Annotated in this window: 15 protein-coding genes and 2 pseudogenes; 12 read left to right on the top strand and 5 right to left on the bottom strand. The window is 70.8% G+C overall.

Annotated elements, in window-relative coordinates; translation table 11 throughout:
* Positions 1–31: 31 nt before the first annotated feature.
* Positions 32–1,243: a beta-eliminating lyase-related protein gene (locus AB0D34_RS41775; protein WP_362672061.1), complete on the bottom strand. Its 1,212-nt coding sequence runs from the start codon at positions 1,241–1,243 to the stop codon at positions 32–34.
* Positions 1,244–1,415: 172 nt separating this feature from the next.
* On the opposite strand from AB0D34_RS41775, the gene AB0D34_RS41770 reads away from it, so the two are divergent.
* From AB0D34_RS41770 to AB0D34_RS41725, 10 genes are all read left to right on the top strand, one after another.
* Entirely contained in the window at positions 1,416–2,345 is a 930-nt protein-coding gene (locus tag AB0D34_RS41770; protein ID WP_362672059.1) for a DUF2520 domain-containing protein, read from the top strand.
* Positions 2,342–3,373 carry a pantoate--beta-alanine ligase gene (gene panC / locus AB0D34_RS41765; protein WP_362672056.1) on the top strand — a complete coding sequence of 344 codons (1,032 nt, stop codon included), beginning with the start codon at positions 2,342–2,344 and terminating at the stop codon, positions 3,371–3,373. Before AB0D34_RS41770 ends, panC begins: the two co-directional genes overlap by 4 nt.
* Positions 3,370–5,085, top strand: a complete 1,716-nt coding sequence (locus AB0D34_RS41760; protein ID WP_362672053.1) for an L-aspartate oxidase — start codon at positions 3,370–3,372, stop codon at positions 5,083–5,085. The genes panC and AB0D34_RS41760 overlap by 4 nt, the downstream gene beginning before the upstream one ends.
* Before the next feature lie 5 nt (positions 5,086–5,090).
* Entirely contained in the window at positions 5,091–6,068 is a 978-nt protein-coding gene (nadC, locus tag AB0D34_RS41755) for a carboxylating nicotinate-nucleotide diphosphorylase (RefSeq protein ID WP_362672051.1), read from the top strand.
* A gap of 5 nt (positions 6,069–6,073) precedes the next feature.
* The gene (locus AB0D34_RS41750) at positions 6,074–6,871 is read left to right on the top strand and encodes a type III pantothenate kinase (RefSeq protein WP_059209184.1); all 798 of its coding nucleotides are present in this window, start codon (positions 6,074–6,076) and stop codon (positions 6,869–6,871) included.
* Positions 6,872–7,001: 130 nt separating this feature from the next.
* Positions 7,002–7,682 (top strand): hypothetical protein, encoded by a 681-nt coding sequence (locus AB0D34_RS41745; RefSeq protein WP_362672169.1) that lies wholly within the window; start codon positions 7,002–7,004, stop codon positions 7,680–7,682.
* 59 nt (positions 7,683–7,741) lie between these two features.
* A complete protein-coding gene (locus AB0D34_RS41740) occupies positions 7,742–7,918 on the top strand; it encodes a hypothetical protein (RefSeq protein ID WP_362672048.1) in 177 nt (58 codons plus the stop codon).
* Positions 7,919–8,074: 156 nt separating this feature from the next.
* On the top strand, positions 8,075–8,467 hold the full coding sequence (locus AB0D34_RS41735) for a BlaI/MecI/CopY family transcriptional regulator (protein WP_362672045.1): 393 nt from the start codon (positions 8,075–8,077) through the stop codon (positions 8,465–8,467).
* Between the two features lie 9 nt (positions 8,468–8,476).
* Positions 8,477–9,025, top strand: a complete 549-nt coding sequence (locus AB0D34_RS41730) for an amino-acid N-acetyltransferase (protein ID WP_362672043.1) — start codon at positions 8,477–8,479, stop codon at positions 9,023–9,025.
* 171 nt (positions 9,026–9,196) lie between these two features.
* Positions 9,197–9,532, top strand: coding sequence for an Lsr2 family protein (locus tag AB0D34_RS41725; protein ID WP_362672040.1), 336 nt, complete (start codon positions 9,197–9,199; stop codon positions 9,530–9,532).
* A gap of 35 nt (positions 9,533–9,567) precedes the next feature.
* Here AB0D34_RS41725 and AB0D34_RS41720 read toward each other — a convergent pair.
* Both AB0D34_RS41720 and AB0D34_RS41715 read right to left on the bottom strand, forming a co-directional pair.
* A pseudogene (locus AB0D34_RS41720) lies at positions 9,568–9,753 on the bottom strand (hypothetical protein); the annotation flags it as partial.
* A 441-nt stretch (positions 9,754–10,194) separates the two neighbouring features.
* Positions 10,195–10,596, bottom strand: a pseudogene (locus tag AB0D34_RS41715) (SCO3374 family protein); the annotation flags it as partial.
* A 430-nt stretch (positions 10,597–11,026) separates the two neighbouring features.
* Here AB0D34_RS41715 and AB0D34_RS41710 point away from each other — a divergent pair.
* Positions 11,027–13,552 carry an ATP-dependent Clp protease ATP-binding subunit gene (locus AB0D34_RS41710; protein ID WP_362672038.1) on the top strand — a complete coding sequence of 842 codons (2,526 nt, stop codon included), beginning with the start codon at positions 11,027–11,029 and terminating at the stop codon, positions 13,550–13,552.
* 63 nt (positions 13,553–13,615) lie between these two features.
* On the opposite strand, the gene AB0D34_RS41705 is transcribed toward AB0D34_RS41710, so the two are convergent.
* Together AB0D34_RS41705 and AB0D34_RS41700 are read right to left on the bottom strand one after the other, a co-directional pair.
* On the bottom strand, positions 13,616–16,660 hold the full coding sequence (locus AB0D34_RS41705; protein WP_362672035.1) for an NACHT domain-containing protein: 3,045 nt from the start codon (positions 16,658–16,660) through the stop codon (positions 13,616–13,618).
* A 46-nt stretch (positions 16,661–16,706) separates the two neighbouring features.
* On the bottom strand, positions 16,707–17,333 hold the full coding sequence (locus tag AB0D34_RS41700; protein ID WP_362672033.1) for an HAD family acid phosphatase: 627 nt from the start codon (positions 17,331–17,333) through the stop codon (positions 16,707–16,709).
* Positions 17,334–17,721: 388 nt separating this feature from the next.
* On the opposite strand from AB0D34_RS41700, the gene AB0D34_RS41695 reads away from it, so the two are divergent.
* Entirely contained in the window at positions 17,722–18,270 is a 549-nt protein-coding gene (locus AB0D34_RS41695; protein WP_362672030.1) for a M23 family metallopeptidase, read from the top strand.
* Positions 18,271–18,744 lie beyond the last annotated feature (474 nt).

Here is an 18,744-nt window from a genome sequence, read left to right as displayed (position 1 = left end):
CTGCGCCGACGGTCGTACCGGCGGCCCCGGCCTAGCTGCCGGCCTCCCTCAGCAGGGCCACGAAGTCCGCGGCCGCCGCCCTCACATCCGCCGCTGTCCACTCCAGGGCCGCGGCACGGACGTAGACCTCGGTCATGGACAGGCCCGGGCCCTTCTCGACCCACGAGTTGATGAACAGGGCCGTCTTCGTCTCCTCCGACGGCCTGATCGCGGCCTCGGAGAGCTCGTCGACGCCGTACGGCAGCCAGACCTGGAAGTCGAAGGTGTGCGGCACCTCGGGGTGCACCCGCGCCCACGGCACCCCGGCCTCCGCGAACCCCTCGCGCAGTGCGGCGGCCACCACGCGCGCGTGGGTCACGTACCCGGGCAGCCGGGGCAGTTCCCGTTCCAGGCCCGCGAGGGCCGACAGGACGGTCGGGAACTGCTGGAAGACCGCGCCGCCGTACCGGTGCCGCCAGGTCTTCGCCTCCTCGACGAGGGTCTTCGGACCGGCGAGTGCGGCCCCGCCGTAGGCCTGGAGGGACTTGTAGAACGACACGTAGACGCTGTCCGCGAGGTCCGCGATCTCGTCCAGGGGGCGGCCGAAGTGGACGGTGGTGTCCCACAGGCGCGCGCCGTCGAAGTGCACCACCGCGTCCCGCTCGCGCGCCGCCTCCACCGCCTCGGTGAGCTCCTCCCAGGTGGGCAGCACGAAACCGGCGTCCCTCAGGGGCAGCTCCAGCATCAGCGCCCCGAAGGGCTCCTCGAAGCCGCGTATCTCGTCCGCCGTGGGCAGCCGGGGCTCGCCCGTCACATGGACCGGGCGCAGACCGGAGACCTCCCGGAACGCGTCGCGCTCATGCACCTCGGGGTGGGCCAGGGGGTGCAGGGCGACGGTGGGGTTTCCGGTGCGGCCCGCCCAGCAGCGCAGCGCGACCTGCTGGGCCATCGTGCCGGTGGGGAAGAAGGCGGCGGCCTCCTTGCCGAGGAGGCCCGCGACCTTCTCCTCCAGGGCCTCGACGATGCCGTTGCCGTAGAGGTCGGACGGTTCGTCCAGGTCGTAGAACGCGTCCGCTCCGTCGAGCAGGGTGAGGCGCTCGCGGAGGGGTGCGAGCAGCCCCAGACGCGCCAGCGTGCGCTCGGCACTCCGGTACGCGCTAAGGCGCCGTGCGCGGCGGCGCAGGAGCCGTTCCGCCTCCGTGACCTGCTCCGGCGGTTCCTCGTGCGTCGTCCGTCCGGCGCCCTGCTCGGCTGCTTCAGTCATGCCCGGATCATCTCGTGCGCCCCTGAGCACGGGCACGCCGATTTCCGCACGCACGGCACTCGGGAAACCCACAGCCTGTGGACAACCGGACACCCCTAGAACCGATCGCGTTAACATGACGAGAAATCGTCCGGTACCCAGATGCGGACTGGAACGGGAAGGCCGCCGTCGCGTGAGTACAGCCCAACAGCCAGACAGCAAGGACCGCCCCGCGCGGCTCACCGTCGGTGTCGTCGGCGCCGGCCGAGTGGGCCCCGCGCTCGCCGCGTCCCTCCAGCTCGCCGGGCACCGCCCGGTGGCCGTGTCCGGAGTCTCCGACGCCTCCCGGCGGCGGGCCGCGCAGATGCTCCCGGACGTCCCGCTCGTCACCCCCGCGGACGTCCTCCAGCGCGCCGACCTGGTCCTGCTGACCGTCCCCGACGACACCCTGCCGGACCTCGTGGAGGGCCTCGCCGAGACCGGGGCCGTGCGGCCGGGGCAGCTGCTCGTGCACACCTCCGGGCGGTACGGCGCACGCGTCCTGGACCCGGCCCTGCGCGCGGGCGCGCTGCCGCTGGCCCTGCACCCCGCGATGACCTTCACCGGCACCCCCGTGGACGTCCAGCGCCTCGCGGGCTGCTCCTTCGGCGTCACCGCCCCCGAGGAACTGCGGCTGGCCGCCGAGGCCCTCGTCATCGAGATGGGCGGCGAGCCCGAGTGGATCGACGAGGAGATGCGGCCGCTGTACCACGCGGCCCTCGCCCTCGGCGCCAACCACCTGGTCACCCTGGTCGCCCAGGCCATGGAACTGCTGCGCTCGGCGGGCGTCGAGGCCCCGGACCGGATGCTCGGCCCGCTGCTCGGCGCCGCCCTCGACAACGCCCTGCGTTCCGGCGACGCGGCCCTCACCGGACCCGTCGCGCGCGGGGACGCCGGCACCGTCGCCGCGCACGTCACGGAACTGCGCAAGCACGCCCCGCAGACCGTCTCCGGCTATCTGGCGATGGCTCGGGCGACCGCAGACCGGGCACTCGCCCACGGACTGCTGAAGCCGGAGCTGGCGGAGGACCTCCTCGGGGTACTCGCGACCGGGACCGACGGCGCCGAGGGAGACGCCCGATGACCACGACACTGCTGCGCACCGCCGACGAACTGCACGCACGCACGCGTGTGGGCCGCCGGGCCGTCGTGATGACCATGGGCGCCCTGCACGAGGGCCACGCCACCCTGATCCGCACCGCGCGCGAGATCGCCGGACCGGACGGCGAGGTCGTCGTCACCGTCTTCGTGAACCCCCTCCAGTTCGGCGCCGGCGAGGACCTCGACCGCTACCCGCGCACCCTGGACGCCGACCTCAAGATCGCCGAGGACTCCGGCGCGGACGCCGTCTTCGCGCCCTCCGTCGACGAGGTCTACCCGGGCGGCGAGCCCCAGGTCCGCATCAGCGCGGGCCCGATGGGAGAGCGCCTGGAGGGCGCCTCGCGCCCCGGTCACTTCGACGGCATGCTCACCGTCGTCGCCAAGCTGCTCCACCTCACCCGCCCCGACATCGCCCTCTACGGCCAGAAGGACGCCCAGCAGCTCGCCCTGATCCGCCGGATGGCGCGCGACCTGAACTTCGGTGTCGAGATCGTCGGCGTGCCCACCGTGCGCGAGGACGACGGCCTGGCCCTGTCCAGCCGCAACCGCTATCTCTCGCCCACCGAGCGGCGCACCGCGCTGGCGCTCTCCCGCGCGCTGTTCGCGGGCCGCGACCGGCACGCGGCGCAGGAGGCCCTGCGCGCGCGGGCCCGCGAAGTGCCCGCCACACACGCGCGCGCCGAGGCCCTCAGCGCTCTTGGCGAGTCCCGCGCGGCCGCCGACGCACACGCAGTCGCGAAGGCATTCCCGCCGCCCGGTGACGGACACGAAGCGCGCCGCACCTCCTACGGCGCCCCCTCGGCCGTCCGCGCGGCCGCCCGTCTGATCCTGGACGACGCCGCGCGGCAGGTCCCGCCGCTCGCCCTGGACTACCTCGCACTCGTCGACCCGACCGACTTCAGCGAGATCGAGGACGACTTCACCGGCGAGGCCGTCCTCGCCGTCGCCGCCCGGGTGGGGACGACCCGGTTGATCGACAACATCCCCCTGACCTTCGGAGCCGCCTCGTGACCAGCACAGGCATACGACTGCACGCGCCCGCGCCCGGGTGGTCCATCGACGCGGACGTCGTGGTCGTCGGCTCCGGCGTCGCCGGCCTCACCGCGGCCCTGCGCTGCGAGGCGGAGGGACTCAGGACGGTCGTCGTCACCAAGGCCCGCCTCGACGACGGCTCCACCCGCTGGGCGCAGGGCGGCATCGCCGCGGCCCTCGGCGAGGGCGACACCCCCGAACAGCACCTGGACGACACCCTGGTGGCGGGCGCGGGCCTGTGCGACGAAGAGGCGGTCCGGATCCTCGTCACCGAGGGCCCCGACGCCGTACGCCGGCTGATCGCGACCGGCGCCCACTTCGACGAGTCCGAGGCGGGCGACCTGGAGCTGACCCGCGAGGGCGGCCACCACCGCCGCCGTATCGCGCACGCGGGCGGTGACGCGACCGGCGCGGAGATCTCCCGGGCGCTCGTCGAGGCCGTACGCGCGCGTGGGCTGCGCACGATCGAGAACGCGCTCGTGCTCGACCTGCTGACGGACGCCGACGGCCGTACGGCGGGCGTGAGCCTGCACGTCATGGGCGAGGGCCAGCACGACGGCGTGGGCGCCGTGCACGCACCCGCGGTCGTCCTCGCGACCGGCGGCATGGGCCAGGTGTTCTCCGCGACCACCAACCCGTCGGTGTCGACGGGCGACGGCGTCGCGCTCGCCCTGCGGGCGGGCGCGGAGGTCTCCGACCTCGAATTCGTGCAGTTCCACCCCACCGTGCTGTTCCTCGGCCCGGACGCGGAGGGACAGCAGCCGCTCGTCTCCGAGGCCGTGCGCGGCGAGGGCGCCCACCTGGTCGACGCCGACGGCGTGCGCTTCATGGTCGGCCAGCACGAACTGGCCGAGCTCGCGCCCCGGGACATCGTCGCCAAGGGCATCATGCGCCGCATGCAGGAGCGGGACGCCGAGCACATGTTCCTCGACGCCCGGCACTTCGGCGCCGACATGTGGCAGCACCGCTTCCCGACCATCCTCGCCGCCTGCCGCGCCCACGGCATCGACCCGGTCACCGAGCCCATCCCGATCGCACCGGCCGCCCACTACGCCTCCGGCGGCGTCCGCACCGACTCCCGGGGCCGTACCACCGTCCCCGGCCTGTACGCGTGCGGCGAGGTCGCCTGCACCGGTGTGCACGGCGCCAACCGGCTCGCCTCCAACTCGCTGTTGGAGGGCCTGGTCTACGCCGAACGCATCGTGGCCGACATCGCGGCCGTCCAAAAGGCGAACGGCCTCCACGCGCGCGTGCCCGCACCCGTCGAGCATCCCCGGACACCCGCGCACCCCCTGCTCGCCCCCGAGGCCCGGTTCGCGATCCAGCGGACCATGACCCAGGGCGCGGGCGTGCTGCGCTCCGCCGGGTCCCTGGCCGGCGCCGCGGACGCCCTGCACAAGCTGCACGCCGACGCCCGCGACGCGCTCGACGAGAACGGCAAGACGGCCGAGCCCGGCGTCGACACCTGGGAGGCCACCAACCTGCTGTGCGTGGCCCGCGTCCTGGTCGCCGCGGCCCTGCAGCGCGAGGAGACCCGCGGCTGCCACTGGCGCGAGGACGAGCCCGACCGCGACGACACGGCATGGCGCCGCCACATCGTCGTACGGCTGAATCCGGACCGGACCCTCGCCGTACACACCACCGATACCGCAGACTTCCCCCCGACCCGGCAGTCCCTTCAGGAGCAGTGACACCAGTGAGCACCGACGACCTTCCTCTCGCCCCGTCCGGAGGCTGCGGCGACGGCTGTGCCTGTGGCGCGGACGGCGACGAGCAGTACCTGGAGTGCGGGCTCGACCCCGCGCTCGCGCAGCTCCTGGCCGACGCCGGGCTCGACCCGGTCGAGGTCGAGGACATCGCCAACGTGGCCATCCAGGAGGACCTCGACCACGGCGTGGACGTGACGACCGTCGCGACCATCTCCGAGGACGCCGTCGCCACCGCCGACTTCGTCGCGCGCGAGGGGGGCGTCGTGGCCGGTCTCAGGGTCGCCGAGGCGGTCGTCTCGGTGGTCTGCGAGGACGAGTTCGAGGTCGAGCGGCACGTGGAGGACGGCGACCGGGTGGAGGCCGGACAGAAGCTCCTGTCGGTCACCACGCGCACGCGTGACCTGCTCACCGCCGAGCGCAGCGCGCTCAACCTGCTGTGCCGGCTCTCCGGCATCGCGACGGCCACGCGCGCGTGGGCGGACGCGCTGGAGGGCACCAAGGCACGCGTGCGGGACACGCGGAAGACGACCCCGGGGCTCAGGTCGCTGGAGAAGTTCGCGGTGCGGTGCGGGGGCGGGGTCAACCACCGCATGTCGCTGTCCGACGCGGCGCTGGTCAAGGACAACCACGTGGTAGCCGCCGGCGGCGTCGCGCAGGCCTTCAAGGCCGTACGGGAGGCCTTCCCCGACGTGCCGATCGAGGTCGAGGTCGACACCCTGCACCAGCTGCGGGAGGTCGTGGACGCGGGCGCCGACCTGATCCTGCTGGACAACTTCACGCCCGGGGAGTGCGAAGAGGCCGTCGCGGTCGTGCACGGGCGGGCCGCGCTGGAGGCCTCGGGGCGGCTGACGCTGGACAACGCGCGCGTGTACGCCGAGACCGGCGTCGACTACCTCGCCGTGGGCGCGCTCACCCACTCCTCGCCGATCCTCGACATCGGCCTCGATCTGCGCGAGGCGGAGTAGCCGTCATGCTCCTCACGATCGACGTGGGTAACACGCACACCGTCCTCGGCCTCTTCGACGGCGAGGACATCGTCGAGCACTGGCGGATCTCCACGGACGCGCGCCGCACGGCCGACGAGCTGGCGGTGCTGCTGCAGGGCCTCATGGGCATGCACCCGCTGCTCGGGGACGAGCTCGGCGACGGCATCGACGGCATCGCGATCTGCGCGACCGTGCCGTCGGTGCTGCACGAGCTGCGTGAGGTGACGCGGCGCTACTACGGCGACGTCCCGGCCGTGCTGGTCGAGCCCGGGGTGAAGACGGGGGTGCCGATCCTCACCGACAACCCCAAGGAGGTCGGCGCGGACCGGATCATCAACGCGGTGGCCGCCGTCGAGCTGTTCGGCGGCCCCGCGATCGTCGTGGACTTCGGTACGGCCACGACCTTCGACGCGGTCTCCGCGCGCGGGGAGTACGTCGGCGGGGTCATCGCGCCCGGTATCGAGATCTCCGTGGAGGCGCTCGGGGTCAAGGGGGCCCAGCTGCGGAAGATCGAGGTGGCCCGGCCGCGGAGCGTGATCGGGAAGAACACGGTCGAGGCGATGCAGTCCGGGATCGTGTACGGGTTCGCCGGGCAGGTCGACGGGGTCGTGGGCCGGATGGCCCGGGAGCTCGCGGACGACCCCGACGAGGTGACGGTGATCGCGACGGGCGGGCTGGCGCCGATGGTGCTGGGCGAGTCGTCGGTGATCGACGAGCACGAGCCGTGGCTGACGCTGGTGGGGCTGCGGTTGGTGTACGAGCGGAACGTCTCGCGGATGTGACCCGCCGGGCGGGGAAGGGCGGATCGGCATTGGGGTGGCCGGGTCGCGCCACACCCGTCCCCTATGACGAATTTGTCTGATTAGCGCGTACTGTCGCCGCATGCCCACGCCATACGGATCCCGCGGCGGCATGGCGTTCGGCGTGGAGGAGCTGCGTGTGCTCCGCCGCGCTCTCGCCCTCGCCCTTCACCCCGCCCCCGCCTCGGCCGAGGACATCAAGGACTGCCATCGTCTCGCCGAGTCCCTGGACGAGGCGGTGCGTGAGGGGGCTCGGCTGCGCGCCTTCCTGGTGGCCGACCTCGGCCGGTACCGCGCCGCGCTGCCCGGCACCGCCGCCGGCTATCTCACGCTCCTGGAGGAGGCTCTGGGTGCCGGGTACCGGCCCGACCCCGACGATCTCGCCGCGCTCCGGGCGCTGCGCGGCAACCCGGTCGCGGCGGCGCTGCTGATCCGCTGCCAGATGCTGGCCGAACGGGACGTACGGACCCGTCTGGCGGGCGCCACGACCGCCCGGCGCGTCTCGACGGCCCCTATGGTCCCCGCCTCCCGTACGCGCCTCCTGGCGCTGCCTGGGGGCCTCTCCGGCGGTCTTTCCGGCGCCGCCCAGGACGGCCCGGCGGAGCAGGACGCCAAGGACCCGCAGCGGGAACCGCGGAAGGAGCCGGCCAAGCCCCCGGTGAAGCCCGCGGAGAAACCGGCGCCCGCCGCGCCGAGACCCACCCGCCCCATCCCCACCCCCGGCGAGGTGTTCCCGCGCCGCAAACCGACTCCGCCCTCGACGAGCCCGCCGCAGCAGCTCGCCGCGGGCTGAACCCGCCCTTGGCCGCACCCCGCCCGAGATGTCCTACCGCCCGTGGCTACCCTGGACGCATGGACTATGTCTCCGCGCTCGTGCCCCCGGTCGTCATGGCCGTGTTCTTCATCGGTGTGATCCGGGTGATCGTGAAGACCCAGGGCGGGGCGAACAAGGCCAAGGAGGACGCGGCCGTCGACGCCGTGCTCGCGCGCGCGGAGGCCGCCAAGCAGCCCTCCGGCTCCGACGCCTGAGCCCCTCGACGCCTGAGCCCTCCCGGCGTACGACTCTCCGAGCCGCCCCGCTTTCCGAGTCGTACGCCCTTTTTGTTGCCGTTTGGCACCGAAAGTGCACGTCCGTCACGCCGATAGCCGGATCTCCCACTATTGTGCTGAGCTGTGCCTCGCCCATTGGGAGAACTCGAAGACGCGGTCATGACGCGGGTGTGGAAGTGGAACCGCCCGGTCACCGTTCGAGAAGTCCTGGAAGACCTTCAGCAGGAACGGTCCATCGCGTACACCACCGTGATGACCGTTTTGGACAATCTCCATCAGAAGGGCTGGGTGCGCCGTGAGGCGGAAGGCCGGGCCTATCGATATGAGGCGGTCTCCACACGGGCCGCCTACGCCGCCGCACTGATGAACGACGCCTGGTCCCAGAGTGACAACCCGGCCGCCGCTCTCGTCGCCTTCTTCGGGATGATGAGCGAGGAACAGCGACTGGCACTGCGGGACGCCGTACGCATGGTCCAGGGGCCGTCCGTGGAGAACCCCGACTCGGCATCGCGGGGCGGCGGGCGATAGCGTCCGCTCATGTCCGCGAAGAGCCCCTCCGCCGAGAACCCCGAAGTCACCGCAAAAGCCATCACGGTCCGGCGGGCCCGTACCAGCGATGTCGCCGGCATCCGTCGGCTCCTTGACTCCTACGTCCACGACCGCATCCTCCTCGACAAAGCGACGGTGACGCTTTACGAGGACATCCAGGAGTTCTGGGTCGCCGAGCGCGACGACAACGCCGAGCTGGTCGGCTTCGGCGCCCTGCATGTCATGTGGGAAGACCTCGCGGAAGTGCGCACTCTCGCGGTGAAGCCGGGCCTGAGGGGTGCCGGTGTCGGGCATCAGTTGCTGGAGAAGTTGTTGCAGACCGCCCGCTGGCTCGGCGTTCGTCGCGTTTTCTGTCTCACCTTCGAAGTGGACTTCTTCGGCAAGCACGGCTTCGTCGAGATCGGTGAGACACCCGTCGACACCGATGTCTACGCGGAGCTGCTGCGTTCCTATGACGAAGGCGTGGCGGAGTTCCTCGGTCTCGAACGAGTGAAACCGAACACCTTGGGCAACAGTCGGATGCTTCTGCATCTGTGATCGTCGGGGATTCGGTCGATCGGCTCTGCCCAGGTTCCCTATGTCCGAAACGCGCATGTTTCCGGACGAGAGGTCCCAGTCGGTCTCTCCCGGGGGTTTGTGTTTTTCCAGGAAAAGCGGTTTGCTTTCCGACGTAGTGCAGTACTGCATATAACGATGAAAGGAAATCCGGTGGCACAGAAGGTTCAGGTCCTTCTTGTCGACGACCTCGACGGTGGCGAGGCGGACGAGACCGTCACGTTCGCGTTGGACGGCAAGACATACGAGATCGATCTCACGACCGCCAATGCGGACAAGCTCCGTGGCCTTCTCGACCCCTACGTGAAGGGTGGTCGTCGTACCGGAGGTCGCGCTTCGGGCGGGCGTGGAAAGGCGCGGGCGGCTGTCGGCGGCAGCCAGGACACCGCTCAGATCCGTGCCTGGGCAAAGGAGAACGGCATGGAGGTCAATGACCGCGGCCGTGTTCCGGCAAGCATTCGCGAGGCCTACGAGAAGGCCAACGCCTGATCGAAAGGTCCACGAAGGCCATGGCCTGCGAAGGCTTACGGCCGCGCGCGCCGCAGCCGCAGCCGGTGGCACTGCGTTGCCACCGTGTCCACGACGCGTACGAGATCGGGGGCGCCCCCACCGCCCCCCAGCGCCGACATCGTCGGCAGCGAGGCCTCGACCTCGCACCCAGGCTCGGGGGGCCGCAGCCATACGGCGGCCCCCTGCAGGGCGCCCGGGCGGCCCAGGACGAGAGGCCGCGCCCCGGCACCACGGCCCGGCCCGGTGAGCGCCGCCGCCACGAGCCGGCCCGCCACCGACGCCGATGACTCCTCGCCGGCCCCGTCCGGCCCCGGCACCCGGCTCCGCGCGGTCGACGACTGCACCGCCCACCCCTCCGGCTCCGGTGTCCGGTCCCGCGTCGCTTCTGTACACCCGCTCGATCCCTGCGCCGACAATCGCTCCGCGTACCTGTCCGGCTCCGGTGTCCGGTCCCGCGTCGCTCCCGTGGCTCCGGTCGTTCCCCACGTCGGCGATGGCTCCGTGCACGCGCCAGGCCACGGTGTCCGGTGCCGTGTCGGCTCCGTGAGGCCACTTGTTCCCGGTGCCCCGCCCCCCGCCGGTCCCGTCGGTCCGTCCGGGCCTCGGGACCCTCTGTCATGCCCGCCCGGCGTCTTCCGCGGCAGCACCGGTGCCGTGACGGAGTCGTTCGCGCCGATTGCTCGTAGGTCGAGGGGGAGCGAGGTCCACTCCAGCCACTCCAGGATTCCCGGCAGCTCCTCTGCGCTGCCCGCCGCCACCAGCAGCCGCATCCGGTCGCCCCGTACGGCCACCGGGGAACCGTCGGCGAGGTGGCGCAGAGCCGCCCGGCCCGCCTCCAGCGGCACGTCCAGGACGTCGAAGCGCAGGCCCGTGCGCAGCCGTACCGGAGAACCAGGGGTGCTCGCGGGCACCGTCGGCCAGCCCAGTTCGTTCGCGTACCAGCGGCGGACCGGATCGTCGTCGTAGGCGGTGGCGTCGAGGGGTCGACGGGGGAGCGGGATCGCGGTGACGTCCGTACTGAGAGGGAGGTGGCTGCCAACCATGACAAGAGCAACCGCTGAAGAAGCGTGCGAGTTACGCTGGGTGTACCTACGTGTGCGCAGAGTGGCCGAAATGGGGGCGTGCGGGGGTTCGGGACGGCGCAAGGTTGTTCGCCCATAGCGGAGGGACGGGGGGCGCGCGGCATGGACTGTCAGTCCGAGCGGGTAAGACATCCCTAGTGGGAGGGGGCGACACGCAGGAAGGGCCGTCTCACGTTCGCCATCGGCGTACTGGCGAGTGGGGTAACTGCCTGGCCTGCGGGAACATCGTCTCGCACCATCGGGTTGGAGCAGATGTCGGCGTCACGGGTCAGGAGGCCATCGACGGTGTCGGCAGTTGGAATGAGCGGTCCCCGCTTGCGGGACTAAGCTGCGGAAGGACAGGGAGGGGAAGTTCCCCCCACTGCCTGACCGCTCTGAGGAGCGATTAACGATGTTCGAGAGGTTCACCGACCGCGCGCGGCGGGTTGTCGTCCTGGCTCAGGAAGAAGCCCGGATGCTCAACCACAACTACATCGGCACCGAGCACATCCTCCTGGGCCTGATCCACGAGGGTGAGGGTGTCGCCGCCAAGGCCCTTGAGAGCCTCGGGATTTCGCTCGAGGCGGTCCGCCAGCAGGTGGAGGAGATCATCGGCCAGGGCCAGCAGGCCCCGTCCGGGCACATCCCCTTCACCCCCCGTGCCAAGAAGGTCCTGGAGCTGTCGCTCCGCGAGGCTCTTCAGCTGGGCCACAACTACATCGGCACGGAGCACATCCTGCTCGGCCTGATCCGCGAGGGCGAGGGCGTCGCCGCCCAGGTCCTCGTCAAGCTGGGCGCAGATCTCAACCGGGTGCGGCAGCAGGTCATCCAGCTGCTCTCCGGTTACCAGGGCAAGGAGACCGCCACCGCCGGCGGGCCTGCCGAGGGCACCCCCTCGACGTCCCTGGTCCTCGACCAGTTCGGCCGGAACCTCACCCAGGCCGCTCGTGAGTCCAAGCTCGACCCGGTCATCGGGCGCGAGAAGGAGATCGAGCGGGTCATGCAGGTGCTGTCCCGCCGTACCAAGAACAACCCGGTCCTGATCGGTGAGCCCGGCGTCGGCAAGACCGCCGTCGTCGAGGGCCTCGCCCAGGCCATCGTCAAGGGCGAGGTGCCCGAGACCCTCAAGGACAAGCACCTCTACACCCTGGACCTCGGCGCGCTGGTCGCCGGCTCCCGCTACCGCGGTGACTTCGAGGAGCGCCTGAAGAAGGTGCTCAAGGAGATCCGCACCCGCGGCGACATCATCCTGTTCATCGACGAGCTCCACACGCTGGTCGGTGCGGGTGCCGCCGAGGGCGCCATCGACGCGGCTTCGATCCTGAAGCCGATGCTGGCCCGTGGTGAGCTGCAGACCATCGGTGCGACCACGCTGGACGAGTACCGCAAGCACCTGGAGAAGGACGCGGCCCTCGAGCGCCGCTTCCAGCCCATCCAGGTCGCGGAGCCGTCCCTGCCGCACACGATCGAGATCCTCAAGGGTCTGCGTGACCGGTACGAGGCCCACCACCGGGTGTCCATCACGGACGAGGCGCTGGTCCAGGCCGCCACCCTGGCCGACCGGTACATCTCGGACCGCTTCCTGCCGGACAAGGCGATCGACCTGATCGACGAGGCCGGTTCCCGGATGCGCATCCGCCGGATGACCGCGCCGCCGGACCTGCGCGAGTTCGACGAGAAGATCGCCGGCGTCCGCCGCGACAAGGAGTCCGCGATCGACTCGCAGGACTTCGAGAAGGCCGCCTCCCTCCGCGACAAGGAGAAGCAGCTCCTGGCCGCCAAGGCCAAGCGGGAGAAGGAGTGGAAGGCCGGCGACATGGACGTCGTCGCCGAGGTCGACGGCGAGCTGATCGCCGAGGTCCTCGCGACCGCCACCGGCATCCCGGTCTTCAAGCTGACCGAGGAGGAGTCCTCGCGTCTGCTGCGCATGGAGGACGAGCTCCACAAGCGGGTCATCGGCCAGGTCGACGCCGTCAAGGCGCTGTCCAAGGCGATCCGTCGTACGCGTGCGGGCCTCAAGGACCCGAAGCGTCCCGGTGGTTCGTTCATCTTCGCCGGCCCGTCCGGTGTCGGTAAGACCGAGCTGTCCAAGGCGCTCGCCGAGTTCCTCTTCGGTGACGAGGACGCGCTGATCTCCCTCGACATGTCGGAGTTCAGCGAGAAGCACACGGTGTCGCGGCTCTTCGGTTCGCCCCCCGGATACGTGGGCTACGAAGAGGGCGGCCAGCTGACCGAGAAGGTCCGCCGCAAGCCGTTCTCCGTCGTCCTCTTCGACGAGGTCGAGAAGGCCCACCCGGACATCTTCAACTCGCTGCTGCAGATCCTGGAGGACGGTCGCCTGACCGACTCCCAGGGCCGGGTCGTGGACTTCAAGAACACGGTCATCATCATGACGACCAACCTCGGCACGCGGGACATCTCCAAGGGCTTCAACCTGGGCTTCGCGGCCCAGGGCGACACCAAGTCCAACTACGAGCGCATGAAGAACAAGGTCTCGGACGAGCTCAAGCAGCACTTCCGGCCCGAGTTCCTCAACCGCGTCGACGACGTGGTCGTCTTCCCGCAGCTGACCCAGGCCGACATCCTCTCGATCGTCGACCTCATGGTCGGCAAGGTGGACGAGCGCCTCAAGGACCGGGACATGGGCATCGAGCTCTCCCAGTCCGCGAAGGAGCTGCTGTCCAAGAAGGGTTACGACCCGGTCCTGGGCGCGCGGCCGCTGCGTCGCACGATCCAGCGGGAGATCGAGGACACGCTCTCGGAGAAGATCCTCTTCGGCGAGCTGCGTCCCGGTCACATCGTGGTCGTGGACACGGAGGGCGAGGGCGAGACCCAGACCTTCACCTTCCGCGGCGAGGAGAAGTCGGCGCTGCCGGACGTTCCGCCGATCGAGCAGGCGGCCGGTGGGGCCGGGCCGAATCTGAGCAAGGACGCGTAGCCCCGCGGGGACACGTCGAGTGAGGGGCCGGTGCTTTTCGGAGCACCGGCCCCTTTCGCCGTCTCAGGGCCGGACCACGTCGACGACGGCGCCGGGGAAGACGTCGGCGTACCGGATGGCGGGGAAGTCCTGGGAGCGGACGGCCTGGAGGGTGACTCGGCGCAGTCCCGGCAGCCGGGCGGCCAGGGCGGAGAGATCCTCGGCGCCGTGCATGTCGGGGACGCGGAGGGACTCGATCTCCGGCAGTTCGGGCATGGCACTGATGGAGTCCGGATAGTCCGTGACGAACCGCCCGTTGACGTGGAGGTCCGTCAGCTGCGGGAGAGCGGCGACGGATCGCCAGTCGGCCGCGCCGAGAGGGGCCGACAGCGGGCCGAGGCCGAGTTCCCTGAGGCTGCTCCAGTGCTCCAGGCCGCGCAGACCGGGGCGGTTGGTGGTGCTGCGGCCCAGGAAGAGGAACTCCAGCGCGGAGTCGACCGGCAGGACGTCGGTGAGGCTGTCGCAGCGCAGGTCCTGCGTCAGCGAGAGCCGCCGGAGCGAGTCCATCGAGCGCAGGCCTGTGGGATCGGCGATCTGCTGGAGGGTGAGCTCGGAAAGGGAGAGCACGTCGAGGTTCTCCAGGCCGTGGGCGGCCGGGCAGCCCACCAGCCACAGGCCGTGCAGGGAGAAGAACGACAGGAGCAGGGTCAGGTCGGTCAGACGCGGGTTCTGCCGCAGCTCCAGGACGGAGACCTCGTCGGCCCTCCGTACGACCGCCAGGATGTCCTCCAGGGAATGGTCCCCGCGAAAGGCGAGACCGCGCCAGGGCCCCGTCCGGGCCAGGGCCGCCCGCTGCTCGGCCGACTCGCAGACGGCGATGAGGCCCCGCCGGTTCAGGTGGTCCAGTACCTCCGCCGCGTACTCCTCGGTGTCGAAACGGCCCCAGGTGCCAGCCAGTTGCCGCCGTACGTCTAGGTTCGGGTGCGAGCGGAACCTGCGCAGCACCGCCAGTGCCCCCTCGGGTTCCTCCGAGCCGAGCAGCGACGCGGTGATGGTGACGCCCAGTGCCTCCTCGTCCGTCAGGCCCTCGGGGCCGGGCAGCAGCTCCAGAACGAGCGGCCCGGCATCCGCCAAGGCCCTCGCGTACGTCTTCGACCGTGGCGGAATGAGCGCCCCCGCCCGGCTCTCCACCGCCGTCCGCACTTCTGGGTCCACCGCCACGGCGTGTTCCAGACAGGCCAGTGCCAGCAGGGTCAGCCGCGCGTTGTCCCGGGCAAGCAACCGCCGTAGCAGCAGGGCCCGTTCCCGGGGCCTGGCGTAGGCCACCGCCATGCGGATCGCGTCCTCCCACTGGGTGTCGTCCGCGTGGCTGATCAGGACGTCGAGGTGGCCCTCCTCGACGGCGTACCGGGCGCCCAGACAGTCCTGGAAGGTGCGGTGGACGAAGTCGACGACACCGTCGGAGGGCTGGCGCAGAAGGCCGCTGCGCAGCACGAGGGACCGCAGTACGGGCCGGGCGTCGCCCGACTGGCCGATCGTCGGCAGGCAGCGCTCCACGATGCCCTCGGCCGTCTCGGTGTCCATCTCCGTTCGGCCGCTCAACACCAGGGCGTACGCGAGGCGTTGGAGCAGCTCCAGTTGGGCTTCCTCGCCCAGCTCCACCTCGTCCGCCGTGCCCAGGCCCCGCTCCCGGTCCCGGCGCGCGAGCAGCATCGTGAGGGCGGCGTCGTACAACTCCTTGCGGCCGGTGGGGAGATAGCCGCGCCGTTCGCGGTGCAGGGCGCAGATCAGGCCGCACATCAGGGGGTTGGTGGCGAGGCGGGCGAGGTCGCGCTTGGTGCGCAGGGAGTCCAGGAGCGGGGCCTCGTACTCCGGGGCCCGGGCCGCCGTGTGCCAGCGGTGGACGAAGGTCGCCACCTCGGTGCGGCGCATCGGGACCAGGAGCAGTTCGTGGAAGCCCTCCCGCGCCAGCCAGTCGGGGCGCACGGCGGTGGGGCGGGAGGTCAGGAGCCAGCGGTTGCCCGGGAAGGCCTGGATCAGGGAACGCAGCCAGTCGCGCGTGCGGTTGCGGTCGGCGGCGGGGATCTCGTCGAGGCCGTCGACGAGGATCAGGCCGCGGCGGTCCGTCAGGACGCGTTCCGTCCAGCCCTCGGGCGGGGTGTGCGGGCAGCCGACCGCCTTCAGGAAGTCCGCCGGTGACGGGAGGGCACCCGCGCGGATCAACGAGCGCAGGGGGAGGACGTACGGGACACCGCTGCCGTCCCGGGCCGCCGTGACCGCCAGCCACTGCACCAGGGTCGTCTTGCCGGAGCCCGCGTCACCGCGGAGCAGGACGCGGTCGTGGGCCAGGAGGGCTTCCTCGGCCGGGAGTTGGACGGTGACAGGAGTGCCGGGGTGGTCGTCCGGGAGACCGCGCTCCTCGGCCGCCGTCGCCTCCAGGCTCAGGTAGGCCACTTCGAGGGGCCAGCGGTCCGGGGAGTCGCGCAGGTCGATGCCGTAGATGGTGATGTGGTTGTGGTGGTCGGCGACGTACGGGAGGTAGCGGCGTTCGAAGGAGCGGTCCTGGGTGCCGGGGCGGGGGCTGCGGGCGATCAACTCGTCGATCTTGGCGATGAGTTCGGCCTGGGTCCGGGTCTGCTCGACCAGGGTGCGGGCCACGAAGGTGGACCTGCGGGTGAAGTACTCCAGGATCTGGAGGCAGGCCCACTCCGTCGCGGAGTCGAGGAAGTGGCAGGCGTCGGTGGAGAGTCCGTCGGGCGCGGGGGCCTTGTCGTGCAGTTTCCTGGCCAGTTCGCGGTGACCGAGGCGGACGGCCTGGATGTCGTCCATGTCCAGGTCGCCGAGGGCGAGCAGACGACGGGCCAGGGCGTCGGCGACGGCGGTCTGTTCGCCGGTCCTGAAGGGTGGTTCGCCGGGGGAGTCGACCGCCTGCCGGACCAGGTGTTCGGCGAGTTTGTGCACGTCCTTGTCGCCCAGCGTGTGCTTCTCGCCGCGGAAGGACACCAGGTCCTTCAGCCGGACCGGTTTGTCGACCAGCCCTGCGCCCGGCCCATCCGGCCGGAAGAGTCTCCGCACCAGCTGACTGACCAGACCGGACGCCAGTTTGCTGCCGAGTACCGCAGGCTCCATCCGCCACCCCCGTGTGTCGTGCGAACGGATGGAGCCTAACGGGCGGCTACGACAACTGGCCGTCGTAGTCGGGGAGCTTGAACGTCTTCTCGGCGTGACCGCCGGAGAGGTCGGTGGCACTGTTCCCGATGTTGGCGATGATCGTGTAGCCCTTGTTCTCGATGTCGACGCGCTGGGCGGTCTTGTAGGCGGCGACGTCCTTGAACAGGTCGATGAAGTTACGGACGTACAGACCGCTCACCTGGTAGCCCACCTGCTTGAGGTTGGAGTCGGTGAACGAGTAGATGATGTCGGGGCGGGCGGTCACGAAGAACAGCGATACGCCGTGCTCCTGGGCGTACTTCGCGACCTCCAGGACGGGCTTGTTGGCCGGCGAGGGGTAGCTGAAGCCGAAGTCCGTCTCCAGGGTGGTGTTGTCGATGTCGAAGACGATCGCCTGCTTCTCGCCGGGCCTGGTCGCGGCGATACGGGACTTCAGGTACGGGAGTGCCTGGTTCATCACGGTCTGGCAGTCGGTCTGCCAGGTGGCGTAGTCGACGGCGGCGGCCGCGGCGGTCGTGGAACTGCTCGTGGTGGTGGTCGCGGCCTCGGCGGGTGCGGCCAGGGCGACGAGTGCGGCTGCGGAAACGATGCTCACGGTTGTGCGGCGCGCCCAGGGGCGTCGGCTTCTCATTTTCGTGGGGGTCCTCTCACGTCCGTATGCCGTTGTCTGGTGCATGTTCGGGGGCGAGGGTGGCGCGAGGGGAACCGTAGGGTTACTGGTTGGTAGGTGGATAGGGACGTGCAACGTAGCGGCCGTCACATTCCGGGGGTGGTCGATCTTGGATGCCGGTGATGTGCCGCACAGGCGATTTGTCCGTTACTAGGTGGAGTAGTGGAGAGGTCGGGCACTAAAGGGGCTTTGTATGCGAAGTGTCCGGATCGTCGTCCAATGTTGTTTACTACTGGCCGTCGTAGATCGTGTGTTTTGGGGTTTTTGGAACCCGGGGTACCAAGGGATGCCCCATCCGGTCGCCGCCGTGCGCCGGGTGGTTTCCTGTCCCCGGCTTCATGAGGTTCTGATGTTCCAGCGCGTCTCCCCCCGCTCCTCCCGTACGTCCCTGCTCCGCACCCGGGTTGCCGTCATGGCCGCGTCCGTGGGTGCGTCGGCTGTGCTGGGGGCCGGAGTCGCCTCGGCCGCCCCGTCGTCCGCCTCCTGGGTCGACCCGGTGAAGAAGTACACGCTCAGCGCGAGCTACGCGCAGTCCGGCGGCATGTGGCAGTCCACCCACAGCGGGCAGGACTTCGCCGTGCCGAGCGGGACGAAGGTCGTCGCGGCGCACGGCGGGACCGTCGTCAAGGCGGGCTCCAACGGTGCCGGTGACGGCCCCGCTTACGGCAACGCCATAGTGATCAAGCACGGCAAGGGGAGGTACTCGCAGTACGCCCACCTGTCCCGGATCAACGTCAAGGTCGGCCAGATCGTCAAGACCGGGCAGCGCATCGCCCTGTCAGGTAACACCGGCAACTCCAGCGGCCCGCACCTGCACTTCGAGATCCGTACGACCGCGAACTACGGCTCGGCCATCGACCCGGTCGCCTTCCTGCGGACCAAGGGCGTCAAGGTCTGAGGGCCGGGGGCTGTCCGGCGGCTTGGGTCGGTTGCGGGCGGCGGTGCCTTTTGGCGCGGGTGAGCGGGCGGTGGGGTTCCGCCGCGTGAGGCTGTCCGAGCGGGAGGGGTGTCCGCCGCGCGGCGCACAGCGGGGGTGCCCGGCGTGAGGGGTCGTGCCGGGGTGGCCGGTCGCAAGACGCGATGCGGGCGTGGCCGGCCTTGAGGTGGGCGCGCTGCTCGGCGAGGGGGCCCGACGCTCGGTGGGAAGTCGGGCGTGAAGGTGACCCGTCGGCCGGTGGGAAGTCGGGCGTGAAGGTGACCCGTCGGCCGGTGGGAAGTCGGGCGTGAAGGTGACCCGTCGGCCGGTGGGAAGTCGGGCGTGAAGGTGACCCGTCGGCCGGTGGGAAGCCGGGCGTGAAGGTGACCCGTCGGCCGGTGGGAAGCCGGGCGTGAAGGTGACCCGTCGGCCGGTGGGAAGCCGGGCGTGAAGGTG

The organism is Streptomyces sp. NPDC048420 (genome assembly GCF_040651535.1).
Classification (GTDB): domain Bacteria; phylum Actinomycetota; class Actinomycetes; order Streptomycetales; family Streptomycetaceae; genus Streptomyces.
Note: the sequence above shows the minus strand (reverse complement) of the source record. Positions and strands in the feature narration are given on the sequence as shown.